23 protein-coding genes are annotated in these 25,603 nt (G+C 61.4%); 11 read left to right on the forward strand and 12 right to left on the reverse strand.

The genetic code is table 11. The features are described 5' to 3' along the window. Positions 1-87 precede the first annotated feature (87 nt). A complete protein-coding gene (locus K3J57_RS10250) occupies positions 88-837 on the forward strand; it encodes a BUD32 family EKC/KEOPS complex subunit (protein ID WP_259795696.1) in 750 nt (249 codons plus the stop codon). Between the two features lie 34 nt (positions 838-871). Here K3J57_RS10250 and K3J57_RS10255 read toward each other — a convergent pair whose 3' ends face one another. Both K3J57_RS10255 and K3J57_RS10260 read right to left on the reverse strand, forming a co-directional pair. Next, positions 872-1,507: a lysoplasmalogenase family protein gene (locus tag K3J57_RS10255; RefSeq protein ID WP_259791471.1), complete on the reverse strand. Its 636-nt coding sequence runs from the start codon at positions 1,505-1,507 to the stop codon at positions 872-874. 150 nt (positions 1,508-1,657) lie between these two features. Continuing rightward, positions 1,658-3,343, reverse strand: a complete 1,686-nt coding sequence (locus K3J57_RS10260; RefSeq protein WP_259791473.1) for an NAD(P)H-dependent oxidoreductase subunit E — start codon at positions 3,341-3,343, stop codon at positions 1,658-1,660. 217 nt (positions 3,344-3,560) lie between these two features. Between K3J57_RS10260 and K3J57_RS10265 the strand changes: the two genes are divergently transcribed. The 8 genes from K3J57_RS10265 to dtd all read left to right on the forward strand — a co-directional run bounded on the left by K3J57_RS10265 (position 3,561) and on the right by dtd (position 12,067). Beyond that, positions 3,561-4,613, forward strand: a complete 1,053-nt coding sequence (locus K3J57_RS10265; protein WP_259795698.1) for an alkane 1-monooxygenase — start codon at positions 3,561-3,563, stop codon at positions 4,611-4,613. A gap of 516 nt (positions 4,614-5,129) precedes the next feature. Next, the gene (locus tag K3J57_RS10270; RefSeq protein ID WP_259795700.1) at positions 5,130-6,038 is read left to right on the forward strand and encodes a 5-bromo-4-chloroindolyl phosphate hydrolysis family protein; all 909 of its coding nucleotides are present in this window, start codon (positions 5,130-5,132) and stop codon (positions 6,036-6,038) included. 27 nt (positions 6,039-6,065) lie between these two features. Then, positions 6,066-7,223: a toxic anion resistance protein gene (locus K3J57_RS10275; RefSeq protein WP_259795702.1), complete on the forward strand. Its 1,158-nt coding sequence runs from the start codon at positions 6,066-6,068 to the stop codon at positions 7,221-7,223. Position 7,224: 1 nt separating this feature from the next. Continuing rightward, entirely contained in the window at positions 7,225-8,259 is a 1,035-nt protein-coding gene (locus tag K3J57_RS10280) for a DUF2927 domain-containing protein (protein ID WP_259795704.1), read from the forward strand. Positions 8,260-8,329: 70 nt separating this feature from the next. Further along, positions 8,330-9,493, forward strand: a complete 1,164-nt coding sequence (locus K3J57_RS10285) for an SPFH domain-containing protein (RefSeq protein WP_259795706.1) — start codon at positions 8,330-8,332, stop codon at positions 9,491-9,493. A 197-nt stretch (positions 9,494-9,690) separates the two neighbouring features. Continuing rightward, positions 9,691-10,836 (forward strand): TFIIB-type zinc ribbon-containing protein, encoded by a 1,146-nt coding sequence (locus tag K3J57_RS10290; protein WP_259795708.1) that lies wholly within the window; start codon positions 9,691-9,693, stop codon positions 10,834-10,836. Between the two features lie 7 nt (positions 10,837-10,843). Beyond that, complete coding sequence (locus tag K3J57_RS10295) at positions 10,844-11,512, forward strand: nitroreductase (RefSeq protein WP_259795710.1); 669 nt, start codon at positions 10,844-10,846, stop codon at positions 11,510-11,512. A gap of 117 nt (positions 11,513-11,629) precedes the next feature. Continuing rightward, complete coding sequence (gene dtd, locus K3J57_RS10300) at positions 11,630-12,067, forward strand: D-aminoacyl-tRNA deacylase (RefSeq protein ID WP_173485711.1); 438 nt, start codon at positions 11,630-11,632, stop codon at positions 12,065-12,067. Positions 12,068-12,210: 143 nt separating this feature from the next. Here dtd and K3J57_RS10305 read toward each other — a convergent pair whose 3' ends face one another. From K3J57_RS10305 to rpsD, 5 genes are all read right to left on the reverse strand, one after another. After that, positions 12,211-13,131, reverse strand: coding sequence for an extensin-like domain-containing protein (locus K3J57_RS10305; RefSeq protein WP_259795712.1), 921 nt, complete (start codon positions 13,129-13,131; stop codon positions 12,211-12,213). Beyond that, the gene (locus K3J57_RS10310) at positions 13,128-14,069 is read right to left on the reverse strand and encodes a prephenate/arogenate dehydrogenase family protein (RefSeq protein ID WP_259795714.1); all 942 of its coding nucleotides are present in this window, start codon (positions 14,067-14,069) and stop codon (positions 13,128-13,130) included. The genes K3J57_RS10305 and K3J57_RS10310 overlap by 4 nt, the downstream gene beginning before the upstream one ends. Next, the gene (hisC, locus tag K3J57_RS10315; protein ID WP_259795716.1) at positions 14,066-15,202 is read right to left on the reverse strand and encodes a histidinol-phosphate transaminase; all 1,137 of its coding nucleotides are present in this window, start codon (positions 15,200-15,202) and stop codon (positions 14,066-14,068) included. Before hisC ends, K3J57_RS10310 begins: the two co-directional genes overlap by 4 nt. 183 nt (positions 15,203-15,385) lie before the next feature. Continuing rightward, positions 15,386-16,504, reverse strand: a complete 1,119-nt coding sequence (locus tag K3J57_RS10320) for a Hint domain-containing protein (RefSeq protein WP_259795718.1) — start codon at positions 16,502-16,504, stop codon at positions 15,386-15,388. A gap of 495 nt (positions 16,505-16,999) precedes the next feature. Continuing rightward, positions 17,000-17,620, reverse strand: a complete 621-nt coding sequence (gene rpsD, locus K3J57_RS10325; RefSeq protein WP_259773993.1) for a 30S ribosomal protein S4 — start codon at positions 17,618-17,620, stop codon at positions 17,000-17,002. 464 nt (positions 17,621-18,084) lie between these two features. Here rpsD and K3J57_RS10330 point away from each other — a divergent pair, with 464 nt between their 5' ends. Continuing rightward, positions 18,085-19,476 (forward strand): hypothetical protein, encoded by a 1,392-nt coding sequence (locus K3J57_RS10330; RefSeq protein ID WP_259795720.1) that lies wholly within the window; start codon positions 18,085-18,087, stop codon positions 19,474-19,476. 265 nt (positions 19,477-19,741) lie between these two features. Here the strand turns inward: K3J57_RS10330 and K3J57_RS10335 are convergent, their stop codons facing one another. The 5 genes from K3J57_RS10335 to K3J57_RS10355 form a co-directional block, all read right to left on the reverse strand. Beyond that, the gene (locus tag K3J57_RS10335) at positions 19,742-20,803 is read right to left on the reverse strand and encodes a Hint domain-containing protein (protein WP_259775679.1); all 1,062 of its coding nucleotides are present in this window, start codon (positions 20,801-20,803) and stop codon (positions 19,742-19,744) included. 202 nt (positions 20,804-21,005) lie between these two features. Further along, complete coding sequence (locus K3J57_RS10340) at positions 21,006-22,034, reverse strand: lipid A-modifier LpxR family protein (RefSeq protein WP_259795722.1); 1,029 nt, start codon at positions 22,032-22,034, stop codon at positions 21,006-21,008. 225 nt (positions 22,035-22,259) lie between these two features. Then, complete coding sequence (locus tag K3J57_RS10345) at positions 22,260-23,066, reverse strand: metal ABC transporter permease (RefSeq protein WP_259795724.1); 807 nt, start codon at positions 23,064-23,066, stop codon at positions 22,260-22,262. Then, positions 23,063-23,881 (reverse strand): ATP-binding cassette domain-containing protein, encoded by an 819-nt coding sequence (locus K3J57_RS10350; RefSeq protein ID WP_259784340.1) that lies wholly within the window; start codon positions 23,879-23,881, stop codon positions 23,063-23,065. Before K3J57_RS10350 ends, K3J57_RS10345 begins: the two co-directional genes overlap by 4 nt. Beyond that, on the reverse strand, positions 23,878-24,357 hold the full coding sequence (locus tag K3J57_RS10355) for a transcriptional repressor (RefSeq protein ID WP_259777458.1): 480 nt from the start codon (positions 24,355-24,357) through the stop codon (positions 23,878-23,880). Before K3J57_RS10355 ends, K3J57_RS10350 begins: the two co-directional genes overlap by 4 nt. Before the next feature lie 148 nt (positions 24,358-24,505). Here K3J57_RS10355 and K3J57_RS10360 point away from each other — a divergent pair, with 148 nt between their 5' ends. Then, entirely contained in the window at positions 24,506-25,540 is a 1,035-nt protein-coding gene (locus tag K3J57_RS10360; RefSeq protein WP_259795727.1) for a zinc ABC transporter substrate-binding protein, read from the forward strand. The last annotated feature ends 63 nt before the right edge of the window (positions 25,541-25,603 follow it).

Raw genomic sequence — 25,603 nt, forward strand, 5'->3', positions numbered from 1 at the left:
AGCCAGAATGCACCGATTTGAAAGGGGTATGGCGCGGCGCGGTTCGGGGTGATTTGCTTTTCGTCAGAGAATTGCTACACGAGGCGTATGAAAACCCATATGCACCCTTTCTCCAATCCTCTTCTGAACGAAGATCTGGACGCCTTTCTTGCGGATGAGAACGCCCGCGTGCAGCGGTTGCAGCGGGGCGATGAGGTATTCTGGGCCAAGAAATGCGAGACCCTGTCGCTGAAATGGCGCCTGCAAAAGGGTGACCCGGCGGCGGCTTTCAAAGCGGATCTGATGGGGCTTCGGGCCTTGCGGGACGCGGGGATTTCCGTGCCGGACGTGATAGCAGAGGGCGAGGATTTTCTGGTGATGAGAGACAGCGGCCCGGCCCTGTCAGGGTTGCTGCGCCACCAAAAAAGCACATTGGAAGACCGCACCCGCGCAATGAAAGCCGCCGGGCGCGAACTTGCCCTGCTGCACAGCAAGGGATTGTCGCATGGCCGGCCGGCCATCAAGGATATGTGCTGGGATGGGCACCGGCTGACGCTGCTGGATTTTGAACGGTTCTCGCCCCGACGCAATACGCCCAAGGGGCATATGCAGGACCTGATCATCTGGACCCATAGCTGCTTTGCCTTCACGCAAAAGAACCTGCCGGAAATCGACGCTGGCCTGGCCGCCTATCGTGACGGCGATCAGGCTGGGATCTGGGATATGGCCGCCCAATGGGGTCGGCGTCATCGTTGGGTCGATCTGGCGACAAAGCCGCTGCAATGGGGCGCACGCCGCGGCACAAGAGAGTTCAAGGCGATCCCCCTGACCCTGCAGGCGTTTGGCGTCTCGCGCTGAACCCGCACCGCGATTTTCAAAGCGCGGCAGGGTCTTATGCAGGCAGCCCGCCCATGAGGATCAAAGCCTGCCCGGCAATATAGAACCCCCAGATCAGGATACCGGCCAGCCTGCGGCGGGGATCTGCCTCGGTCATGCGAAACAGTTCCACTGCCAGGATCAGATCCGACAGGATAAAAAGCGCAGCCCCCAGGGTGCTGGCTCCCAGCGGCACCAGCAGCACCGACAGGCCCATGACACCGATCACCAAGACATAAAGGCGCACGGGCCAGGTCAGCGGGCCCGTATGCGGGGTCAGCCACAGCTCGGTCGAGAGGACCAGAGCGATGAGAGCGATGGCGGGAATGGGGGCCACCGAGAAAACCTCCCACAGGGGGGCATTGGCCAGCGCGAGGAAATGCAGGATGTAAAGCACATGGGCCAGCGCAAACGCGGACAACCCGTAAAGGAAGGCGCTATCCCCGTCGCGCGACAGCCCGAAATCCCCCAGCGCCGACAGGAACAGCCCCGCCACCAGAAAGGCAGGCACGCCGGTCAGAAACCCGGCCAGGGCAAACAGCAACAGCGGCAGTGTCTTGTGGATCGAGCGGCGCCAACCGGTTGCGCCATTGGTGTAGGGCAGATAGGCCAGCGCGATGGCCAGGCCAAGATAAAGCGGTGCAAGTGTCATGGCTCCAGCGATGCGCAACCGATGGGTGTGGGTCAAGTGGGACGTGAGGGAAAGATGAGGGCTTTGCCCCCGGAATATCTGGAACAAGAAAAAAGGGGCGCCGGATATGGCACCCCTTAAATGGCGTTTGACTGCATTGGGCCCGTGGGATCAGACCTCGTCCGGGAAATGCTTCATCGTCAGACGGATCGGGTTCGGCGCGGCCTGGCCCAGACCACAGATGGACGCATCCACCATGGTGGCGCTCAGCTCTTCCAGCAGGGCCTGATCCCATTTCTCCGCCTGCATCAGCTTCACGGCCTTTTCACAGCCCACACGACAGGGGGTGCATTGACCGCAGCTTTCATCCTCGAAAAAGCGCAGCATGTTGAGTGCTGCATCCCGGGCGCTGTCCTGATCAGACAGGACCACCACGGCCGCAGAGCCGATAAAACTGCCATGCGGCTGCAGCATATCAAAATCAAGCGGGATATCCGCCATCGACGCAGGCAGCAGGCCAGAGGACGGACCGCCCGGCTGATACGCCTTGAAACTATGCCCATCAAGCATGCCACCGGCGGCCTCGATAATATCGGTGATGGTGGAGCCTGCCGGCAGAAGATGCACACCGGGGGCCTTGACCCGACCGGACACAGAGTAGGACCGCAATCCTTTGCGGCCGTTCTTTTCCACCGATGTCAGGATCTCTGGCCCTTCGCGCAGGATGCGGGCAACCCAAAGCAGGGTTTCGACGTTATGCACAAGGGTCGGACGGTTGAAGATCCCCACCTGCGCCACAAAAGGCGGACGGTGGCGCGGCTCGCCGCGTTTGCCCTCGATCGATTCGATCATCGCGCTTTCTTCGCCGCAGATATAGGCCCCTGCCCCGCGGCGCAGCTCGATATAACCGGGCTCAACCAGCCCGGCATCTTCCAACGCCTTGATTTCATTTGCGAGAATTTTGAGAACCGCCGGGTATTCGTCGCGCATATAGATGAAACAGGTCTCAGCCTCGACCGCCCATGCGGCGATCAGCATCCCTTCAAGCATCAGATGCGGGGTGCGTTCGAGATAGTACCGGTCCTTGAATGTGCCGGGTTCCCCCTCATCGCCGTTGACAGCAAGATAACGCGGCCCTTCATTGGCGCGCACAAAGCCCCATTTGGTGCCAGACGGGAAACCCGCCCCACCTAGGCCACGCAGCCCGGCAGAAAGCACCTTGTCCTGCACGTCCTTCCAGTCGCCGCCGGCGCGCAGCTTGGCAAGCTCGACATATCCACCTTCAGCCTGATAGGCGCTAAGTGTTTGATAATCCGGGATATGAGCATGAGTATCCCCGGCTTCAATCGCCGCCAGCACCTTTTCCGGTGTCGCATGATCAATATGGTTGTGGCCCAGTTCCAGAACCGGAGCGGTGTCGCAACGCCCCATGCAGGGCGCGCGCAGAACCCGCACTTCCTCAGCCTTCAGGCCCTCCTCAAGCGCCTTTTGCAACTGTTCGGCCCCGGCCAGTTCACAGGCCAGTGAATCACAGACGCGGATGGTCAGCGCGGGCGGAGGGGTCTCGCCTTCTTTCACGACATCGAAATGGGCATAGAAGCTGGCCACTTCGTAAATCTCGGCCTGACCGGTGCCAATCTCCTGCGCAAGGGCGCGGATATGGGCGGCGGAAAGATGGCCATATTGATCCTGGATGAGGTGCAGAAACTCGATCAACAGGTCGCGGCGACGCGGCCTATCCCCAAGTAATTCCTGAATTTCTTCCCATGCGACCGGGTCGATCTGGCGCCCCTTGGGCATCTTGCGCCCCTTGCCGCGCGCATTCTTCCAGATCCCTTTTTTCTCATCCAAGGCCATTGCCCACTCCTAAAACCGTTCCGGGCAATCCTACCCTGCACGGTTCTGCGGACACATGTCAAAAACGACATAGACATAACGGATTGCGCACCGATCACCGCAAGTCGGTTTGCGTCTTAAGCTCGCGGTATGGATTGCCTCGGCCGTGAAATTTCCCGATAGTCCCCCCGATTAGTCCACTGGGTGGGTCGAACACGCATAGTCCGAGGACATGATGATGGGTTACAAGCTACGTTATTTTGCCATGGCGGCCCTGGCGCCCGTGGCGCTGTTGCTCTTGGGGGGGGGCCTTGGCGGGTGGTTCGCGGTATCAGCCCTTATCTATATGACTTTATTGTCTTTTGTCTTGGATGAGTGGATCGGAAAACTGGCCGGAACCGCCGACCCGGAGGCGGATTTCACCGCCGCGAACCAGCTTTCGATCCTGCTTGCAACCGCGCATTTCATCCTGCTGCTGCTGGTGGTTTTCGCCCTGTCCGGAGGCACCGGGATCGGGATCTTTCCCGGCATTGCCCTGGCGCTTGCGGCGGGCCTTTTCTTTGGACAAGTGTCCAATTCCAACGCGCATGAGCTGATCCACAGATCAGATAAGCGCCTGTTTACCCTCGGAAAACTCGTCTACATCTCGCTCCTTTTTGGTCATCACACCTCAGCCCATAACAAGGTGCACCACCGGTTTGTCGCCACAGAAGATGATCCAAATTCCGCCCGTGAGGGGGAAAGCTTCTATGCCTTTGCGCCACGCGCATGGATCGGGTCTTTCACCGCGGGATATGCGATGGAAAAAGCCGATATCGCCCGCGCCAAACAGGCCGGAAAATGGCGGGTTAACCCCTATGCGGGCTATCTGGCCGGGGCGGTAATCATGCTTGTTCTGGTCGGGACAAGCTTTGGGACAAAGGGGGTGGCCGCCTATCTATTCCTTTGTTTTTACGCACAAGTTCAGCTGCTCCTGTCGGATTACGTGCAGCATTACGGGTTGATGCGGGCCCGTGTTGAAAATGGCGGGTATGAACCTGTGGGGGACCATCACAGTTGGAACTCTCCTCATTGGTTCACCTCTCATCTGATGATGAATGCGCCACGTCATTCCGATCACCACGCCCATCCGATGCGCCCCTACCCTGCGCTGCGCCTGCCGGATGCGACCCGGGCACCGATGCTGCCCTATCCCCTGCCGACAATGGCGACTCTTGCGCTGTTTCCACCGGTCTGGAAACGCGTGATGCGGCGGTCGCTGGCGAAGTGGGAGATGATCCGAAAAGTTTAATCTTTTGCCCAGCCCGAAAGGCCAAAGTTTAAACTTTCCACGGCGCAGATCAGCGAAGTTTAAACTTTTTCGCCCGGAAATGACGCGGGAAAGGACACGGGAAGGCCGGGTGCGAGGGCAGGTTTCGGTAAGGCTTATCGACCCCTCGGAAATTGACCATGCGTCACCCGCCATCCCGGCCCTCATCCTAAGCACAAACCGGAGCACATTCCTGAGCACGATCCTGAGCACTGTGCCCCGGTTTTCCCCCTTGTTCCCGACTGGAACATGCGGGCAATTAGGGAGGGAGAGGCGCCGCAGGTTTCCGGCATCCGCTGCACCGCCCGGCTGCGATCACGGATACCCCAAGCGGCAGCTTGCCCAAACCCGGCGACACCGTGGTAATGCAGCGGATCCGCGCCTATATTGAAATGCAAGTGACAGGAGGGAAGGCATGAGTGGCAATGGCTTACAGAAAACCGCCTATTTCGCATTGGTGGCGCTGATCCTCTATGTCTCGCTGACAGGGGGGGCGTGATGGCGCAACGATACGGGGGCGACTACAGTCCAAACGGATCCAAACGCCCTGAACGCGACGGGCAGAACGCGCCACGCCGGCAGCGCTCTCCGTTTGAAGGGACCCAGCCTGCACGGGCCGGCGCGCGGGTAAACCTGCTGTTCCTGGCGCCCCTTCCACTGGTGGGGCTGGCCTTTTTCCGCGACCCCGCGCCAATGGCCCTGTCGCTGGTCGGCGCCGGGCTTTTGCTGGCGGCGGCCTGGCTGACCCGCGAAGGGGTGGCCGCACATGAGGCCTATGACGCGCGCAAAGTGGCGCGCCGCCCGGCCTTTCCGCGCAAAATCTTTGCCGCCATCCTGACCGGGGCGGGCCTTGCGGCGGCGGGGCTGGTGCAGGGCAGCATGATCGAGGCGGCGCTGTATGCCATTCTGGGGACTGGGTTGCATCTGTTTTCCTTTGGCTTGGACCCGTTGAAAAACAAGGCCACCGAAGGGGTGGACACCTTCCAGACCGACCGGGTGGCCCGGGTGGTGGAAGAGGCCGAAGCGCAGCTGGGCGCCATGAGCCGCGCGGTTGATGCGCTGCGTGATCGCCATCTGACGGCCCGGGTTGAGACCTTTCAGCTGACCGCGCGCGACATGTTCCGGGTGGTCGAGGACGACCCGCGCGACCTGACCGCCGCCCGCAAGTTCCTGTCGGTCTATCTGCGCGGGGCGCGTGACGCGACGGTGAAATTCACCGAGCTTTACACCCGCAGTCACGATGCCACCGCGCGCCGCGACTACGAGGCGCTGCTGGATGATCTGGAACAGAATTTCGCCGCCAAGACCCAGGCGCTTTTAAGTGACAACCGCACCGATCTTGAGGTCGAGATCGAGGTGCTTCGCGACCGTCTCGCACGTGAAGGCGTGCGGATGGACAAAGATTGATGGACAGAAATTAAAGAGGAATTGGTCATGTCGACATTGCCTACCGAAACCCAGCTGAAGGAATTGCAGGACGTCACCGCCGTGACCCTGCCCGAACCGGCCGGTGCCCTTGTGCCGCTGTCTGAGGCCAAAGGGGAAAACCGCGCCGAGATCGAGAAGCGCATGGATGAAATCGACATGAGCGACAGCCAGTCGATCATCGAATTTGGCTCTGCCGCGCAGGCGGAATTGCAGGTGATCAGCCAGGACATGCTGCAAGGGGTGCGCAACAAGGATCTGGGGCCTGCGGGGGACGGGCTGCGCGACATGGTCACCACCATTCGCGGGTTTTCGGTCTCGGAACTGGATATGCGGCGCAAGCAGTCCTGGTGGGAAAAGCTGCTTGGCCGGGCCGCGCCTGCGGCGAAATTCCTGGCGCGTTTTGAAGATGTGCAGGGCCAGATCGACAAGATCACCGACAATCTGCTGACCCATGAGCACACGCTGCTCAAGGACATCAAATCGCTCGACAAGCTTTATGAAAAGACGCTGGAGTTTTACGACGAGCTGGCGCTTTACATCGCGGCGGGGGAAGCCAAGATTGACCAGCTGGATGCCGATGTGATCCCGGCGAAAGAGGCGGAACTGGCGGATGCCCCCGAGGAGCAAGGGGTGCTGAAAGCGCAGGAGTTGCGCGACCTGCGGGCGGCGCGCGATGATCTGGAACGCCGGGTGCATGACCTGAAACTCACCCGTCAGGTGACGATGCAATCGCTGCCGTCAATCCGGCTGGTGCAGGAAAACGACAAGTCTCTGGTGACAAAGATCAATTCGACCCTGGTGAACACCGTGCCGCTGTGGGAAACCCAGCTGGCGCAGGCGGTGACCATCCAGCGCTCGACCGAGGCGGCAGCCGCCGTCAAGGACGCCACCGATCTGACCAATGAACTGCTCAAAGCCAACGCCTCCAACCTGCGCGAAGCCAATGAACTGGTGCGTGAACAGATGGAACGTGGCGTGTTCGACATCGAGGCGATCAAGGCGGCAAATGCCGATCTGATCGGCACGATCGAAGACAGCCTGCGCATTGCCGATGAAGGCAAGGCCAAACGCGCCGAGGCCGAGGAAGAGCTGATCAAGATGGAAGCAGAGCTGAAATCAACCCTGGCAGCCGCGCGGGCCAGCGCCCCCGCCAAAGCAGGGTAAGATGACGCGGCGCGCGACCTTTTCTCGCGTGGCCGGACAGGCCGGATGGCAAGGGGCGCTCCTTGCCAGCAGCCTGTTGTTGTCCGGGTGTCTGGCGTTTCAGGGCGGGGTCCGGACCTCGCCCGTGCCACAGCCCCGCCCCGCCCCTGCAATCTACACCCCCTCCGCCGAAAGCGTCGAACTGGCGGGTTATTACGAACGGGTTCAGCGCGGGCTGCTGGTGCAGGGTCTTTTGCGCGGTGATGGCGGCGGCGTCGACACGCCTTTTACGGATGAGATGCTTGCGCGCAACTTCATGCGCCTGGCCTTTTCCAGTGAATATGCGCTGCCCGGCCGGGCCGGCCAATCCGGCCAGTCGCGTGCGCAATTCCTCAACCGATGGGACGGGCCGGTGCGCCTGTCGCTGTCTTTCGGCGCGTCGGTGGATCCCGACACCCGGACGCAAGTCACCGCGATCACGCGCCGCTATGCCTCGCGGCTGGCGCGGATCACCGGCCTGTCGATTTCGGTTCTGAAACCGGACCACCCCCGCGCCAATATGCGCATCTTCATCGTTGATGAACGTGAACGGCGCGCGCTGGAGGCCCGCCTGTCGCGGGGGGATGGCACGCTTTCTGCCGCCGCCATCCGGGCGCTGATCAGCCTTGACCGCCGCAATTATTGCCACGTTCTGGCCCGCGCGCCACAGGGCACGGCCACCCTGACCAAGGCCGATGTGGTGATCCGCACCGAAATCCCGCCGCGCATGATGGGCGCCTGCCTGCATGAAGAGATTGCGCAGGGGCTGGGCATCGGCAATGACAGCCCGCAGGCCCGCCCGTCGATTTTCAATGATGATGAGGAGTTTGGCCGCCTCACCACCCATGACGAGATGCTGTTGCGGATCTTATATGACGCGCGGCTGCACCCCGGCATGAGCGCGGATGAGGCCCGCCCGATTGTGACCGAGATTGCAGCGGAGCTGGTGCCCCCCGCACATCGCAGCGCGCGCCCGGATCAAACACCCCATACATCCCAAACAGATGACGAGGTCTGAGCAGACATGCTATCTCCTGCACGGCCCCATATCCCACCACATTCCCCCCAACACTCCGAAGGAGGACATCATGGGTATTTTTGATTTTCTGACCGGCGAATTCATCGACGTGATCCATTGGGTGGATGACACGCGCGACACGATGGTCTGGCGGTTTGAACGCGAAGGGCATGAGATCAAATATGGCGCCAAGCTGACCGTGCGCGAAGGCCAGTCGGCGGTGTTCATCCACGAAGGCCAGCTGGCGGATGTGTTCACCCCCGGGCTTTACATGTTGGAAACCAACAACATGCCGGTGCTGACCACGCTGAACCACTGGGATCATGGGTTCAAATCCCCCTTCAAATCCGAGATCTATTTCGTCAACACGACGCGCTTTGCTGACCTGAAATGGGGCACCAAGAACCCGATCATGATCCGCGATCCCGAGTTTGGACCGACCCGCATTCGCGCCTTTGGCACCTATGCGGTGCGTGTCACGGATCCGGCGCGGTTCCTTGTGGAAATCGTCGGAACCGATGGCGAATTTACCATGGACGAGATCTCCTTCCAGATCCGCAATATCATCGTGCAGGCCTTTTCGCGCGTGATCGCCAGCGCCGGCATCCCGGTGCTGGATATGGCGGCCAACACCCATGATCTGGGCCAGATCGTGGCGCGTGAAATCACTGCCATCGTGGGGGAATACGGCCTCTCCATCCCCGAATTCTACATCGAAAACATCTCGCTGCCGCCCGCGGTGGAAGAGGTGCTGGACAAGCGCACGTCGATGGGGATTGCGGGCAATCTCGACAATTACATGAAATTCAACGCAGCCGAAGCCATGGGGGCGGAAAACAGCGCCATGGCAAGCTCGATGGGGGCGGGCATGGGCGCCGGCATGGGCATGGCAATGGCCCAGGGTATGGCGCAAAATGGGGATCGTGCACAGACCGCCCCCCAGAACAGCCAGCAGACCGGACCATGGGGCGCGCCCCTCCCTCGGACTGTCTCGGCCACCCGCACCATGCCCCCACCCCCGCCTCCGGTCGAAAAACTCTGGCACCTGGCCGAAAACGGCAAAACCACCGGCCCGTTTTCCAAGGCAAAACTGGGCCGGATGGCCGCCGAGGGAAGCCTCTCGCGCCAGACCCATGTCTGGACACCGGGGCAGGATGGCTGGCTTTTCGCCGAAGACGTGCCGGAACTGGCCCAGCTCTTCACCGTTGCCCCGCCGCCGCCACCCGGCGCATGATCGACACCTGATCTGATCGGGGCGGACGGGACCGCCGCCCCTTTTTTCTTGTCTTAAAGCGTTTCGACTTATTATTGAGACACAATAATGAGGCAAAACGCTCGAAACCTACTGATGTTGCGGGCGTTTCGAAATCAACTTGTGTCTCAAGTTAATCTCGAAACGCTTTAAATATCCTCGCCGAAGGCATAAAACCCATGTCCTACCCTCCCCAAAGGCCCCCGGCAGCGCCCCCAGCCCCCGCCGCCGCGCCGCAAGAGGCCGAACACCGTTTCCCCTGCGACCAATGCGGGGCGGATCTGCGGTTTGACCCCGAAACGGAGGATCTGAGCTGCGATCACTGCGGGTTTCATTCCCCTTTGACCCGAACCCGCGAGGCGGGGGTGAAAGCGATTGTCGAGCTGGATTACCGCGCCGCCCTCACCCATGCCCTGCCCGAGGCAGACAGTGTCGAAGCCCGCGCCACGACCTGCCCCAACTGCGCCGCGATCTTCGAGTTCGACCCCAATCGCCATGCCGCCGAATGCCCGTTCTGCGCCACCCCGGTGGTGGCCGACAGCGGCACCTACCGACAGATCAAACCCAGGGGGGTGGTGCCTTTTGCCCTTGGCGAAACCGCCGCGCGCGAGGCCATGACCCGCTGGCTGGGCAGGCTGTGGTTTGCGCCAAACGGCCTTCAGGACTATGCCCGCAAGGGGCGGAAACTGAACGGGATTTATGTGCCCTACTGGACATATGACGCCCAGACCGACACGCGGTATCTGGGGCAGCGCGGTGACGATTATTATGTCGACCGCGTGGTGATGGTGGATGGAAAACGCCAGACACGGCGCGAGCGCAAAACCCGCTGGTCGTCGCGGTCCGGCCGGGTTGCGCGATTTTTCGACGATGTGCTGGTGCTGGCCTCACGGGGGTTGCCGAAACGTTATACCGATGCGCTGGCGCCTTGGGATCTGTCCCGTCTGACCCCCTATAGCCCGGATTACCTCGCCGGGTTTCAGGCCGAAGGATACACGGTGGAACTGGCCGAAGGGTTTGCCGAGGCGCGGGCGCATATGGACCGGGTGATCCTGCGCGATGTGAAATTTGACATTGGCGGGGACCGGCAGCGGGTGACATCGCTTGACACGGAGGTGTCCGATGTGCGGTTCAAACACATCCTGCTCCCGGTCTGGCTGGCGGCCTATAAATATCGCGGCAAGACCTATCGCTTTGTGGTCAATGGTCAGACCGGACGGGTGCAGGGCGAACGTCCGTGGTCTGCCGCGAAGATCACGGTTGCGGTTCTGTTCGGGCTGATCCTCGCCGCAGGGATCGGTTACCTGATCGCCATCAATCAATGAGGCCCAGATGGATTACGACGCGTTCAACGCCCTGCTCAGCACCCGCCATTCCTGTCGCGCCTTCCTGCCGGACCCATTGTCCGACCGCGAGATTGCCCAGATCCTGACCGCCGCCCAGAAAGTGCCAAGCTGGTGCAACGCCCAGCCCTGGCAGGTAGAGATCACCCGCGCGGAGGAAACCCATCGCCTGCGTGCAGCCCTTTACGACCATGCCTTACATAACAGCCATGCCCCGGATCTCGACTGGCCTTCCGCCTATAGCGGCGCGCATCAGGACCGGCGCCGTGCCTGTGGCCTCCAGCTTTATGAAAGTGTCGGGATCGCGCGCGGAGACCGGGTGGCATCGGGGCAGCAGATGCTGGAAAACTTCCGGTTTTTCGGCGCGCCGCACATGGCCCTGATCTCGGCCCCGCGCGAACTGGGCCCATATGCCTATCTTGATTGCGGCGGGTTCGTCACCGGTTTTGCGCTGGCGGCACAATCGCTGGGGCTGGGCAGCATTCCGCAGGCCGCCGTTGCCGCATTTGCCCCTTTTCTGCGTGACTGGTTTGGCATCAGCGAGGAGCGGGTGATCCTGTGCGGCATTGCTTTTGGCCGCCCTGACCCGCAGGCCCCGGTAAACCAGTTCCGCACCACCCGCGCGCCTTTGGACGAATGGGTGCGCTGGCACGGCTGAGCCGGGTCTGGAAGATTTGGGCGAGCCGGTCTCTGTGATAGGCAAGCACGGCAATGGACAGGCACGGGGCTGACCGTTAAAGCAACCCAGAAGACCAAACCCGCAGAGAGGACCCCCATGCGCGCTCTTATCCAACGTGTCTCAGAAGCTGCCGTCCGGGTGGATGGCGACGTGATCGGCGAAATCGGCCCCGGGCTGTTGATCCTTATCTGCGCGATGGAAGGCGACAGCGACGCCAACGCGGATCAGCTTGCGGCCAAGATTTCCAAACTGCGGATTTTCAAGGACGAAAACGACAAGATGAACAGGTCGGTCCGCGATATTGGCGGCGCCGCACTTGTGGTCAGCCAGTTCACCCTGGCCGCTGACACGTCGCGCGGGAACCGACCGGGGTTTTCCACGGCCGCCAAACCGGAGGAAGGCAACCGCCTGTATGAATATTTCGCCGATCAGCTGCGCGCCCTGGGCATGGAGGTTGCACAGGGGCAGTTTGGCGCAGATATGAAAGTGTCGCTGGTCAACGATGGGCCCGTCACGATCTGGATGGAGATCTGAGACCGGGATCTGCAGGAGAAAACTAGAAAACTAGAAAACTAGAAAACTAGAAAACTAGAAAACTAGAAAACTAGAAAACTAGAAAACTAGAAAACTAGAAAACGGGGCCAGAGCGGCCCCTTGTTGGCAAGAGACATTCCGCCTCAGCGGCAATAAGATCCGCCCCGATGGCGCGCCGTGTCCAGATGCAGGTGATCCTTGTGATAGCGATCCGCATCCGGGCCCAGCACTGTGCCAAACGGGCCACAGGCCGAGGCGTGCATGGCGCGCAGCACCTTGCCCTGCACCGGATCTTTCCACCCTTTCAGGACCGAAATCCGGGCACCGTTTTTCAAAGTCAGGCCCGCGATATCCACCGCCTTGCCCTTGCCATGTTCCGACACTTTCCCCCCCGGTTTGTTGTTCCGGGTGCGGCAGGCATAATGGGCGATGACCCTAAGCTCTGCCGGGCCGCCGCCCAGGCGCCCCACCGCAGGCACCACCCCTTTGCGCACCCAGCTGTCCAGCGCCTTGGCGGTATCGCAATCCATCACCGCAGGGGTGGACAGGCGGATACCGGACACTTCGCTGACCTTCACGCCCCCGCGCAGCCCGCAGCCTGGCAAGGTGCCGGAAATGGCGGAAACTTTCTGTCCCCGGATCCGGCGAGAGCCGCAAATCGCCCCGAATGTCCCGGTAGATTGCGGGAGCGCCGCCGGTGTTTTCTGCGGCGTGGCGACCCGTGCCTGCCCCACAAGGCTGCGGGGACGCAGCTGCGGGCGGGGAGAGCGGGCAACCGCATAGGGGCTGGTCGGAGAGGCCGCGATCACGGCCGGCTGGCCTGCGCTGACCGGAGCGGTTGCGGGGATCGCTGTGCCCGGGGTCGCTGTGCCAGGACGCAGGCGCGGGCGAATATCCGCGTGATACCGCACAACCACGTTAAACTGCGGCTTTGCGGGGGGCGCCGAAACCGGGGTGCCCGGTCGCAACAGGGGGCGCTCAGATCGTTCGGGCGCGTAGGCAAGGGCCGCCTGCCCGCACATTGCGGTCACCAGCAAGAGCGCCCCGAGCCCCCGCCCGATCATTTCCGCTTGGCCTCGTGCTGGCCAACGCGACCGAAATCGGGGGCGTCCGTATCCTGCCCGGCTTCGATAATACCGCGACGGATCGCGCGCGTATGGGTGAAATAGTCAAAAAGCTGTTCCCCATCCCCGGTGCGGATGGCCCGTTGCAGGGCAAACAGCTCTTCGGTGAACCGGCCGAGGATTTCCAGTGTCGCGTCCTTGTTGGTCAGGAACACGTCCCGCCACATGGTCGGGTCGGAGGCCGCAATCCGGGTGAAATCACGAAACCCCGCAGCGGAGTATTTGATCACCTCGCTATCGGTCACCCGGCGCAAATCATCCGCCACCCCGACCATTGTATAGGCGATCAGGTGCGGGGTATGGCTGGTCACCGCCAGCACGAGGTCGTGATGGTCGGGCTCCATTTCTTCCACATTGGACCCCATCCCTTCCCAAAGCGCCCGCAGCCGGGCCACCGCCGCCGGATCAGAGCCATTGGGCACAAGGATGCACCAGCGGTTGTCAAACAGCTCGGCAAATCCGGCGCGCGGGCCGGAATGTTCGGTGCCCGCCAGCGGGTGGCCGGGGATGAAGTGGATGCCCGTGGGAAGATGCGGCCCGACAGCCTCGATCACGGCCTGTTTCACAGACCCGACATCGGTCACGGTGGCGCCCTGCATCAGATGCGGCGCGATCTCTTCGGCCACATGGCCCATCGCCCCCACCGGCACGGCCAGCACAACCAGGTCAGCCTCTTTCACCGCCTCGGCGGCGCTGTCCACCACCTGATCGCAAAACCCGATCTCTCGGGTGATATCGCGGGTTTCCGCAGAGCGCGCGGTGCCGACAATCTCAGCCGCCAGACCGGCGCGTCGCATGGCATGGGCCATGGAGGAGGCGATCAGGCCAAGCCCGATCAGGGCGACGCGATTGTAAACTTGTGTGCCCGGAGTGTTCATGCCTGCCCCTCCTTCGTCGCAGCATTTGCCTTGCCGGTCTGTTTCGGGTCCGGGATCACCCCTTTGAACCGCCCCACCAGATGGGCGATGCGGCGACAGGAAGGTTCGTCCCCCACGGTGATCCGCAGGCAGTTCGGCAGACCATAGCCCGCCACCCGGCGCACGATGATCCCTTCGGATTTCAGATATTCATCCACCGCGTTGGCTTCGTCTTCCGAGGCAAACCGCGCGAGGATGAAGTTGGCGCAGGACGTGTCGGAGGGCACACCGATTTCCGCCAGCGCCTCGGCCATCCAGCCGCGCAGCCGGGTGTTTTCCGACAGGCATTTCGCCACATGGTCCCGGTCGCGCAAGGCGGCCTCGGCGGCGGCAAGTTGCGGCATCGACAGGTTGAACGGCCCGCGGATACGGTTCAGCACATCAATCACCTCAGCCGTGCCATAGCCCCAGCCGATGCGCAGTCCGCCAAGCCCATACATCTTGGAAAAGGTCCGGGTCATGAACACGTTTGAGCGCATGCTGACCAGCGACGCGCCACCATCGAACCCTTCGACATATTCGGCATAGGCCCCGTCCAGCACCAAAAGCACCTGTGGCGGCAGGTTTTCCGCCAGACGGGCCAGTTCGCCCATCCCCACCATGGTGCCGGTCGGGTTGCCGGGGTTGGCAATGAACACAAGCCGCGTGTTTTGGGTCACGCCTGCAAGGATTGCGTCCACATCCACCATCCGTTCCCGCTCTGGCACCTCAACCGGGGTTGCCCCGGCGGCCAGGGTGGAAATCTTATACATCGAGAAACCATGTTCGGTGTGGATCACCTCGTCCCCCGGCCCGGCATAGGCCTGGCAGAGGAAGGTGATGATCTCATCCGAGCCGACACCGCAGATGATACGCTCGGGGTCCAGCCCGTGCAGATCTCCGATGGCCTTGCGCAGGGCCGCATGGTCGGTATTGGGGTAACGATGCAGGTCATGGCCCGCGCGCTTGAACGCTTCAACCGCGTCCGGGCTGGGGCCAAACGGGTTTTCATTTGAGCTGAGCTTTACCACATTCTGAACGCCGGCCACTTTCGCGGCCCCGCCCACATAGGGTTTGATTGTCATGATCCCGGGTTGCGGTTCAATCTTCGCCATCACCGATACTCCTTCTGGGGGCGGTTGTAGTGGCGGGCGCGGGGCGGTGGAAGAGGGAAAGCGCTAACGGGTGTGATCCGGGACAAGGTGAGGCTTTCGCGCACGCAGCGCAGCAAAGACATATGCCTTGAGGGATGCGGATCTGCGTCGGTCTGATAATTCAGATGATAAAGCGTTTCCACATCACGCTGTTTCAGCGAAATCTGAAGACGCTTTCGCTGAACCGGGTATGGGCGCCTTATAGGAAAGCAGCGGCAAACAGGCATTTTTCGCATGGCGCTGCATCAGCTTTTTCTGCCGTTTTCCATCCGGAATATGGCGGGCTGGTTTGGGGACATAGGTTGTCGCCCGAAAATGTGGAAACAGCGCCGAAAGCTCTGCGATCACATCCGAGGGCAGGCAGGACATGGCATCGCGGTCCACGAAAAGGCTCTCCGTTGGCGCATCTTCTGCGAAAATGATGCAATGCCGGTCAAACAGCAGGTGGTAATAGGTCACGTCCATAACGCTGTCATCAACCGAAATGCCCGGCAGGTCGGTCAGCCTGATTGCCGCGACCAGAACGTTTTCCTCACCAAACATCCGTTTTACAATCGGTGACGAGACCAGCATGCGATGCTGCCGGGACACCAGCAGGTCGCGGGTCGGCAGGTTGTTCCCCAGCACGCCTTGTCTGATTCGCACCGGGGCCAGCCTGATATCGCGCCTGATCTCTTGATCGCAAACCTTGCGACTTAGCAGTTTGCGCAATGTGATATGGCCCCCGTCCACAGTCGCAACCCGCATTCCCGGCTCAAGATCCTCAACCTTCACATCCCCCCGGTCGGTGCGCACGCGAACACCTTTGGTCAGGCATGGAATAGTCCCTTTGCTGGGGCTGGTTTGCGTGACGTAGGTCGCGCCCCCATCGGTGGTTTCAAGGGACGCCCCGGACCCTGCCACCCCGATATCGGTTGAGGTCTGCCCGCTTGCCGGTCCTTCCGTGGCCGTGATGGTTGAGGCATTGTCAGAAAACGAGATGAAATTGTAGAGCGTGCTGCTATCGCTCAGCGATACCCCGCCAAACTTGTGCAGACCACTGAAGGTCGAGGGGGAACCGCTCTCGACCACATAGACATCTTTTCCATTTACAGTGGTGTAGCTGAGACCATCCAGCGAATTGGTCGACCGCACGGTTCCATCCGCGTTGTAAATCGTCACCACCAGATCGGACACATCAGTCCCCGACTCCACGGCAATCTCGACAAAGTCGAGGGTAGCGGCGCCCAGGTACTTCACCTCTGAGATGTATGGATCTGACATGACTCTACTCATAACTGTAATCAGTTCTTGATTACATGATTAACTACCTGCAAATTTAGGTAAAAATTTGGCAGCGGGGCAGATCGGCAGAAATCCGCGCCTTGAAACAAGCAATCAATCGGGCGGCGACACAGGATTTCCCTGAAAACTCAGCCGCATAGAGACAGGCTTGACCCTGAGGGCATCTTTTCTCACCCGCAAGAATCCGCAGGGATATCGCTGAAAAAACTCCCCCGGAGGTTAACACCTCACCGCCTCATTGAAGCGTTTCGAGAAGGCATTAAGCCGCGCCCAAGCTGTCGCGCCCCCTGAACTGGGGTCACGCCAACAAAAAAGGGCCGCGCGATGGCGCAGCCCTTTCGTAATTCTGTGGATCGGCGAAGACAGCCGTTTCCGGGTCCGAAGGAACCGGGTTTCTCTGCCTCTCGCCTCTGTCTTCGCCAGAAGCTCGAACGTGAAACCCGATACGCCTTGCAGTGTGACCCGCGAAACGCCTTAGTTCTTCGCGTAGAATTCAACCACCAGGTTCGGTTCCATCATCACCGGGTACGGCACGTCCGACAGGCCGGGGGTGCGGGTGAAGGTGGCGGTCATTTTCGAGTGGTCAGCTTCGACATAGTCCGGAACATCACGTTCGGCCAGGGCCACAGCTTCCAGCACGATGGCCAGTTGCTTCGACTTCTCGCGCACTTCGATCACGTCACCCTCTTTCACACGGTAGGAGGGGATGTTCACTTTTTTGCCGTTCACGGTCACGTGGCCGTGGTTCACGAACTGACGGGCAGCGAAGACGGTCGGCACAAACTTGGCGCGGTAGACAACGGCGTCCAGGCGGCGTTCCAGCAGACCGATCAGGTTTTCACCGGTGTCGCCCTTCACACGCTCGGCTTCGCCGTAGATGCGACGGAACTGTTTCTCGGTCAGGTCGCCGTAGTAGCCTTTCAGCTTCTGCTTGGCGCGCAGCTGCAGACCGAAGTCCGACAGTTTGCCCTTGCGGCGCTGGCCGTGCTGGCCGGGGCCATATTCACGACGGTTCACCGGGGATTTCGGACGGCCCCAGATGTTTTCGCCCATGCGGCGGTCAATTTTATACTTGGCAGCGGTACGTTTCGTCACAGCTGTTCTCCTTCATAGTTTCGAAGGGCGTTGTCCTCTCGCCTTTGAACCGGGTCCGGTTTTTCATGAACTGAAACCCCGGGGCTCTCGGGCGTGACAGGCATCCTCTTGCGAGGGCCACCAACACCAAATGAATGCGGCCCCCAAAAGGGACCGACTGGGCGCTTATAGCGGGGTTCAGAGGGGAGTCAACGGGCGGGCACCGGTTTTCGCCCCGTTTTTTCCACTTTTAAAGTGTTTCAGGATGAACTTGAAACACATGTTTGTTCCGCCGCCCACTTTATTCTGCCCCCCTACTGCCCTCCGCGGCATTGAGATCTCTTGCGGCGTTTCGACCCCTCCCGGTCTCAGATGAAAGCCCAACCGCGTCGGGGCCTGTTTTGTGGCATCACGAAGAACTTTTCGGCCCAAGCGCAAACTATGCTACAGCTCAGATAACAAAACCCCTTTTTACGAAAGCCCCTATGGCGCGATCCGCACTCTCAGCTAAGCCCCCGGCCCATGCCATCCCGGCCTCTTCCGGTTGGGTCGCCGCTGCCGCCATTCCGCTTTTGTTTTTCCTCTGGCCCGACACATCCTGGCCCGACATTCTCACACCCAACTCGCTCTTGCCTGACAGGACAGCCCTGTCTGCGCGCGACAGCTGCAATCTTTACATCCTTGCCCTGTTTCTCAGCCTCGCCCTGCACGAGCTGCTGTTTCTCAGGATCCATAACAGCCCGGGCACCGGGCTGCGGTTTGACAGGCGCAATTTCACTGACCCGACCTGCTGGCAGAGCTATGTGGTCAAACTGGTGGGGCTGGCAGCGAGCCTTGGCGGGCTGGCGGTGGTCTACTGGGCGGCAGAGCTGTATCGGGGGGACTGGTATGCCCCGTTTTTCGCCACGCTGTCTGACCATGGGGGGCTGATCCTTGCGGTCATTGTCACCAATGTCACGCTGGCCCATTTCGCGATGCTGCGCCCGCGGGACGGGCTTTGGCATATCGGGGCCTTGCTGCTGACCCTCGGCCGCGGGGATACAGACCGGGAGCAGATCACCGGGCATCTGCTCGCCCTTACCATCAAGGGTTTCTTTATCCCGCTGATGTATTGCTACCTTGTTTATGACTGGGAGTATCTGCGCGGTGTCGACCTGACCACCCTGACCGATTTCCCCGCGATCTACGCGTTTCTATACCGGTTTCTTTTCTTTGCAGATCTGAGCCTGGTGGTGGTGGGCTATGTCTTTGCCGCGCGGGTGCTGAATTCGCATATCCGCTGGAGCGAACCCACCATGCTGGGCTGGGTGGTCTGCATCCTGTGCTATGCCCCATTCTGGCAACTGTTCTCACGCAGTTATTTCGACTATTTCTCGCCCAGCTACACCTGGGGCAACTGGTTGTGGGATTACCCCGTGGCCTATGGGATCTGGGGCACAACCATCCTTGTCCTGATGGCAATCTACACGATGGGAACAATGCGGATGGGATTGCGCTTTTCCAACCTCACCTATCGCGGCGTGGCCTATGGGTTTCCCTTCAACCTGTCCCGGCACCCGCAATATATCTCCAAAAACATCACCTGGTGGCTGATCGACATCCCCTTTGTGGCCACTGATCTGGCCACCGGGTTTTCCAATTGCGCGTCGCTGCTGGGGGTCAACCTGATCTACCTGCTGCGCGCCAGATGCGAGGAGCGTTGCCTGCGGCGCTCGCCCTCATATCGCCATTACGAACGACAGATTGCACGACATGGCCTTCTGGCCCGGCTGCGCGGAGGACAACGCAGAGGACAGCACGAGGGACAGGTCAAGGGACAAGGCGGTGCACCGATACAGGAGGCGACCCGCAGAAGACCAGACCCACGGGCAAAATAACCCTTCCCTACCTGACCATAGCCCCTGCAAACCTGTGGCTGGGAAACCCTGAAACCGGGTCTGAAAATGCACGGGCCGGAGCACCTCGCGACAGACACTGCGCGACCTACTCGGGGGCCTCCAACACATTCGTGGGCGCCTAAAGCGTTTCGGGATAAACTTGAGACACATGTTTATTCCGAAACGCCCACGACATTGAGATCTCTTACCGCGTTTCGGTTTCCCCCTGTATCAGGTTAAAACCGAAACGCTTTAGGCCACCCCCTTAGGCCACCCCCTGCAGGATCGCCGCCTCGGCCTTTGTCAATGTGCGGCGGGCATAATCCCCATAGCTCATCGGGTTCAGGTCGAGCGCCGGGAACATCTCAAACAGGCGCGCGCGCTGCGCGTCTTCCACGGTTTCAAGCGCCGTGCCCGCAGGGTGGAAACTCTCCGCGGCAACCCCGTTGGCCCAGACCACCTGATGGCGCTCCAGAAGCAGGTGATAATAGGTCACCTCCCGCACGGATCCATCCACGATCACCCGGCGTTCATCCACCAGATCCTGCGCACGCACCAGCACTTCGTCACTGTTGAACAGGTCGCGGGCCCGGTCCCCGCGTAAAAGAAGCTGGTGTTGCGGGCTGACCAGCAGGTCCTCATCCGGTTGTCCGCTGGACAGGGCACCGGCCCGCACCCGGATCGGTCGCAGCTCGGGCATCGCAAACAGCCGTGCCCCGGAAATCCGGCGCTGGCCGATCCACAAAAGCGTCTGCGCGCCATTGTCACGGGTCTGGATCTGGTCCCCTTCGCGCAGCTCTTCGACCGGGACTTCGCCCTCGGGAGTGCGAATGCGTGTGCCGGGGGTGAAACAGATCACCCCGGTGGGCTGATCTGTCAGGCGGTTCACCGTGCTGGGTTCCAGACGGGCCTCAACCACCCAAAGGTCGGTATCAGCCGGCGGCACGTCATCCACAAACATCAGAAGTGGCGTCTTGCCGGGGCCGATCTCGATCAGGGTAATGGTGAAACTCCGGTGCCCGTCCGTGACCTTGAACCCCATATTGAGCAGGGGATCCTCAACCGGTGCAGCCTCAATCGAGAGGCCCGGAACCAGCGCGGCCCCCACCAGTTTATGCACCATTTTCGCGGCCCGCCTGCGCAGATCCGCCTCGCCCGAGGCTTCGGTCAGCCTCAGCACATCCTGTGGTCCGTCCACCCGCAACGGCGCGCCGGTCCAGCGCCAGATGGCGCCCATACCCAATACGGATTTGGCAGCATTCGCCAAACCGTCAATTTCCGTCTGCGCCCAAGAGATGACAAACGTGCCACGATAGCCCGTCTTCATGCCTGTACCTGCCATTTTCTTTTTTTATTACAGGCACGTTAGCAGAGGTGATTCGGCCTGTGAAGCGGCTTGTTAACCTTTCTACATCTTTTGGATAGGTCCTCTTGCGAAAAGGACACAGGGCGCAAGACAGGTTCAGGACAGGCGCATGTAGAAAGGGGCCTGTCGAAACGGCGATCAGCGGGCCTTTTCGCTCCCGCCCTCAGAAGGCCATCCGCAGGCTGACCGAGCCGACCAGCTGCCCCTCGGGCTGGCTGTCAAATTCGCGTCCCAGCCAGGTCAGGCCGTAAAACATCCCCCATCGCCGCCCCTGCCGCTGCACCCCGGCGCGGGCACGGGCGCGCAGGTCCGTCAGGTCCAGCCCCCGGTCCTGCGGCAGCAACGCGCTGTCAAACACATGGGCCAGGTCACCACCGATCAGGAAGGACCAGCCGGGGTCGGAGGCCTGTTGCAGACCGGGATAAAGCTGCCCCGTGGTCACGTCCCGCAGCAGCACCGGGTTGTGATAGGCCGGGCCGAACAACAGATCCCCGCCAATCCGCGCATAGCTTTCAACCCCGGCCTGTGCCGACAGGAACGGGCGCAGCGTGGCCGCGCCGAAGCGCAGCGGGCGGGCAATTTCAAACGAGGCTGTGGGGAAAATCCTGTTGCCGATCTGCGCCTGCTGCACGCTGTCCGAGGGGGGCACCATGTCGAAACGCTCATGAAACCACTGGTGGAAATTGCCCACCCCTGTCGACGGGCCGGTGGCGACCAGATCCAGACCGGCGCGCAGCTCGGCCCGGCCCCGTTGGAAATAGCTGTGCAGCCCTGCAGAAATCACCCCCGCATAAGGCCGGTCCCCCGCCCCACCCTCAGTCAGGTTGGCCGGAGAGATCATCTGCACCCCAAAGCGCAGTTCGTACAGCACACCGATCCGGTCCGGCAGGGACAGGGTGCCCCTGGGGCCACGCAGATTTGACAGGACATAGGCACCGGTGCGCCAGCGGTCATCACCATCCCCGAGAATATCATTGGTAAACACGCGCCCGTAGCCAAGGCTGGCAAAGCCCGATACATCCCTGTCTGCCTGCGCCGGAACGGTGCCGAGAAGGACCGTCAGCAGCAAAAGAAACCAGACGGACATGCCCCGTGCCGCGCGCAGGCAAGGGCTGCCCAGACGTCGCCCTGAGGCAAAGATCGCACGGATCGGGATCGCTTTTTGGGGGAGGTTTGAAATCAAATTGCGCATGTCAAATCCAGGTTCAGGGCCCCCACCCTTGAGGGCCAATATTAACCTTAACTGGATGATTCGAACAATCTTTCGAAGTTTTCCGTTATTTTCCGAGCGAATAATATGACTTTTCCTGCACCTGCCGCGCGCACGTCGGGAGGTGGCATCGGATGCCAATACAGCAGATTTTTCGCGGCTGGCACGCAAGCCGGATCGGTCCCGGACCGTTTAAAGCACTTCCCGTTAGTGCCGGATCACCGCACGCAGCGCATCCCCCAGCGCCACCAGCGCAAACAGGGTTGCCGCCACGCAGACGATGGTCGGCCCGGTGGGGGTGTTAATCCAGAACGAGAGTTGCAGCCCGGCCAGCGCAGACAGCCCCCCCAGCCCCACCGCCCCAAGCGCCATCCGCTCGGGCGTGGTGGCAAAGGGACGGGCCGCCGCCGCCGGGATCACCAGCATGGCGCCGATCAGCAGAACCCCAACCACCTTGATCGCCACCGCCACCACAAGGGCCAGCGCCAGGGTCAGGACCAGCTGTTCGCGTCGGGGATCAATCCCCGAGGCCGCCGCCAGATCCGGGTTCAGCGTTGCCATCAAAAGCGCAGACCAGCGCCACCAGAGCAGGCCAAGCACCGCAAGCGCTCCGCCCCAGATCACCAGAAGATCCATCCGGCTGACCGCCAGAATGTCGCCAAACAGATAGGCCATCAAATCGACCCGCACACCGGACAGGAAGGACACCGCCACGAGGCCAAAGGCGATGGCGGAATGGGACAGCACACCCAGCAGCGTATCCATCGCATGTCCGCGCACACTCAGGGTCGAGACCGCATAGCCCATTCCCAGCGCGGCGATCAGCACCCCGACAAAAACCGGCGCTTCGAAACTAAGCGACAATGCCACGCCAAGGATCGCCGCATGGGCGGTGGCATCGCCAAAAAACGCCATTCGTCGCCACACGACAAAACACCCCAAGGGGGCAGCGGCCAGCGCCACGCCCAGCCCGGCCAGCGCGGCGCGCACCATGAACGCATCCAGAAAACTCATACCGCCCCTTTCTGATTTGCACGGGCCTGATCTGCACGGGTCTGATCTGAATGCGCGTGTGAGGGCGCAGGATCCTGATCGTGGTTGCACCCGTCATGGCTGTGCCCGTCATGGCTATGATTATGTTCATGCCGGTAAAGGGCCAGCGCCCCATGGGTGCCGGATCCGAACAGCGCGCGGTATTCCGGGGCAGAGGCCACCTGTTCCGGCGCGCCCTGACAGCAGACATGCCCATTGAGGCACAGCACCCGGTCCGAGGTTGCCATCACCACATGCAGCTCATGGCTGACCATCAGCACCGCGCAGCCCAGCTCCTGACGCAGCTCTTCAATCAACTGGTAAAAGGCCGCAGAACCGGGTTGATCCAGCCCCTGGGTGGCCTCATCCAGCACCAGAAGGTCCGGCTCCATCAGCAGCGCACGGGCAAGCAGGACACGCTGAAACTGGCCCCCGGACAGGTCGGTCATCTGGCGCTGCTCAAGCCCTGACGCGCCCACCCGCTCCAGGGCCGCCCGCGCCTGCCCCCTGTCAACCGGCTGCGGCAGGTTGAGAAACCGGGCAACGGTCAGCGGCAGGGTCGGGTCGATATGCAGCTTTTGCGGCACATAGCCGATGCGCAGCCCCTTTTGTCGGTGGACTTTGCCGGCGCTGGGGCGTTCTGCCCCGATCAGCAGTTTCAGCAGGGTGGATTTGCCCGACCCGTTGGGACCGACAATGGTGACAATCTCGCCTTTGCTCAGCGAAAAATCCACACCGGTCAGGATTGGTTTGCCCCCCCGGCGCACGGAGAGGGCTTCGGTCTGGATCAGGGTCATGCGGCCGCATCCTGACAATTGGGGCAGAGCCCCTCGACCTCAACCACCATGCGTTCAATGGCAAACCCCACCGCCCCGGCCGCCTGCCCCAGCCGCCCCACGGTCAGGTCGGTATGGGTCTCGGCCACGGCCTGACAGGCGCGGCAGATCAGAAAGACGGGGGCATGTTCGGTATCGGGATGGGCACAGGCAATAAAGGCGTTCAGACGCTCGATCTTATGGGCGAACCCGTGGGTGACGAGGAAATCCAGCGCGCGATAGGCCACCGGGGGCTGCGAGCCGAGCTTCTCTGCGCGCAGCATGTCGAGGATCTCATAGGCGCCCAGCGCGGTATGGCGCTCAAGCAGGATTTCCAGAACCCGTTTGCGCACCGGCGTCAGCTGCAACCCTTCGCGGGCGCAATGGGCCTGAGCGGCCTCAAGGGCGGTATGAATGCAGGAATGGTGATCATGCTTGGCAAAGCCCAGCGTGGCCATGTCATCCCGGCTGTGCGGGTCTGCGACGGGTTGGGTCATTGAAAGTCCATTGAATAGGGGCGCTCTGAGACACCGGATTTTTCACTTGATATGATATAGTATTACATATAGCAAGCAGGCAGCGATGTTATAAAGTAACAGGAACCCTATGCGACTCTCCCCCCTTCTTGCGTTTACCTCAATTCTGTCCAGCCCCGTCCTGCTTGCCCTGCCCGCGCTGGCAGAGGTCCCGAAAGTGGCCGCCGATATCGCCCCGGTGCATTCCCTGGTGGCGCAGGTGATGCAGGGGGTGGGCACGCCCGAGCTGATCCTGCCGCCCGGTGCCTCTCCGCATGGCTATGCGATGCGCCCCTCGGAGGCGGCCAGTCTTGCGCAGGCGGATCTGGTGGTCTGGATGGGCCATGACCTTGTGCCCTGGCTGGAGAAACCGCTGGAGACCATCGCGTCACAGGCGACCCAGCTTGAGCTTCTGACCCTGCCCGGCACCCGGCGTCTGGCCCTGCGCGACACGCCGGTCTTTGACGGAAAGACGGACCATGAGGACCATGAGGACCATGAGGACCATGAGGACCATGAGGACCATGAGGACCATGAGGACCATGGCGGGCATGACCACGATGCGCAAGAGCATGATGATCATGACGACCACAGGCATGATCACCGCCCCGGCGGCTCGGATCCACATGCTTGGCTTGACCCGGAAAATGCAGGTCTCTGGCTGACGCGGATTGCCGAAACCCTGGCCCATCTCGACCCGGAGCACGCAGCCACCTATCAACGCAACGCGGATCAGGCCCGCGCAGAGCTGACCGCGCTGGAAGGTGAGCTTCGCGCCCAGCTGGCCCCGGTTCAGTCCACCCCTTTCGTGGTGTTCCATGACGCTTATCAGTATTTTGAAAGCCATTTCGGCCTTGCCGCTGCGGGGGCAATTTCTCTGGGTGATGCCAGTCGACCCAGCCCGGCGCGGCTGATTGCACTGCAAGAGGCGGTGCGCGAAAACGGCATTCGCTGCGCACTTGCGGAACCGCAGTTTGATCCGGGCCTGTTTGCTACCGTGTTTGACAGCTCCGGCGTTGAGGTCCGGGTGATTGATCCGCTGGGCACCAGCCTGACACCGGGGGCCGCGCTCTATGCGGATCTATTGCGCGACATGGGCACAAGCCTTGCCGGGTGCCTTCCCTAAGTGTTGACCGGGCCTAAGTCATGGCGGGGCCTGAGCGGTGACGGGGGCATGGCCCCCTCATCG

This window comes from Aliiroseovarius crassostreae (assembly GCF_025137635.1).
Lineage (GTDB): Bacteria > Pseudomonadota > Alphaproteobacteria > Rhodobacterales > Rhodobacteraceae > Aliiroseovarius > Aliiroseovarius crassostreae.

Bases quoted from the DNA above. Each gene is read 5' to 3' on its own strand.
- K3J57_RS10360 (WP_259795727.1), top strand. From the start codon at position 24,506: ATGCGACTCTCCCCCCTTCTTGCGTTTACCTCAATTCTGTCCAGCCCC.
- K3J57_RS10310 (WP_259795714.1), bottom strand. From the start codon at position 14,069: ATGAACACTCCGGGCACACAAGTTTACAATCGCGTCGCCCTGATCGGG.
- K3J57_RS10290 (WP_259795708.1), top strand. From the start codon at position 9,691: ATGTCCTACCCTCCCCAAAGGCCCCCGGCAGCGCCCCCAGCCCCCGCC.
- K3J57_RS10355 (WP_259777458.1), bottom strand. From the start codon at position 24,357: ATGGCCACGCTGGGCTTTGCCAAGCATGATCACCATTCCTGCATTCAT.
- K3J57_RS10260 (WP_259791473.1), bottom strand. From the start codon at position 3,343: ATGGCCTTGGATGAGAAAAAAGGGATCTGGAAGAATGCGCGCGGCAAG.
- K3J57_RS10320 (WP_259795718.1), bottom strand. From the start codon at position 16,504: ATGTCAGATCCATACATCTCAGAGGTGAAGTACCTGGGCGCCGCTACC.
- K3J57_RS10280 (WP_259795704.1), top strand. From the start codon at position 7,225: ATGACGCGGCGCGCGACCTTTTCTCGCGTGGCCGGACAGGCCGGATGG.
- K3J57_RS10270 (WP_259795700.1), top strand. From the start codon at position 5,130: ATGGCGCAACGATACGGGGGCGACTACAGTCCAAACGGATCCAAACGC.
- K3J57_RS10250 (WP_259795696.1), top strand. From the start codon at position 88: ATGAAAACCCATATGCACCCTTTCTCCAATCCTCTTCTGAACGAAGAT.
- hisC (WP_259795716.1), bottom strand. From the start codon at position 15,202: ATGGCGAAGATTGAACCGCAACCCGGGATCATGACAATCAAACCCTAT.
- K3J57_RS10255 (WP_259791471.1), bottom strand. From the start codon at position 1,507: ATGACACTTGCACCGCTTTATCTTGGCCTGGCCATCGCGCTGGCCTAT.
- K3J57_RS10305 (WP_259795712.1), bottom strand. From the start codon at position 13,131: ATGATCGGGCGGGGGCTCGGGGCGCTCTTGCTGGTGACCGCAATGTGC.
- K3J57_RS10340 (WP_259795722.1), bottom strand. From the start codon at position 22,034: ATGCGCAATTTGATTTCAAACCTCCCCCAAAAAGCGATCCCGATCCGT.
- K3J57_RS10330 (WP_259795720.1), top strand. From the start codon at position 18,085: ATGGCGCGATCCGCACTCTCAGCTAAGCCCCCGGCCCATGCCATCCCG.
- K3J57_RS10275 (WP_259795702.1), top strand. From the start codon at position 6,066: ATGTCGACATTGCCTACCGAAACCCAGCTGAAGGAATTGCAGGACGTC.
- K3J57_RS10285 (WP_259795706.1), top strand. From the start codon at position 8,330: ATGGGTATTTTTGATTTTCTGACCGGCGAATTCATCGACGTGATCCAT.
- K3J57_RS10265 (WP_259795698.1), top strand. From the start codon at position 3,561: ATGGGTTACAAGCTACGTTATTTTGCCATGGCGGCCCTGGCGCCCGTG.
- dtd (WP_173485711.1), top strand. From the start codon at position 11,630: ATGCGCGCTCTTATCCAACGTGTCTCAGAAGCTGCCGTCCGGGTGGAT.
- K3J57_RS10295 (WP_259795710.1), top strand. From the start codon at position 10,844: ATGGATTACGACGCGTTCAACGCCCTGCTCAGCACCCGCCATTCCTGT.
- K3J57_RS10335 (WP_259775679.1), bottom strand. From the start codon at position 20,803: ATGAAGACGGGCTATCGTGGCACGTTTGTCATCTCTTGGGCGCAGACG.
- K3J57_RS10350 (WP_259784340.1), bottom strand. From the start codon at position 23,881: ATGACCCTGATCCAGACCGAAGCCCTCTCCGTGCGCCGGGGGGGCAAA.
- K3J57_RS10345 (WP_259795724.1), bottom strand. From the start codon at position 23,066: ATGAGTTTTCTGGATGCGTTCATGGTGCGCGCCGCGCTGGCCGGGCTG.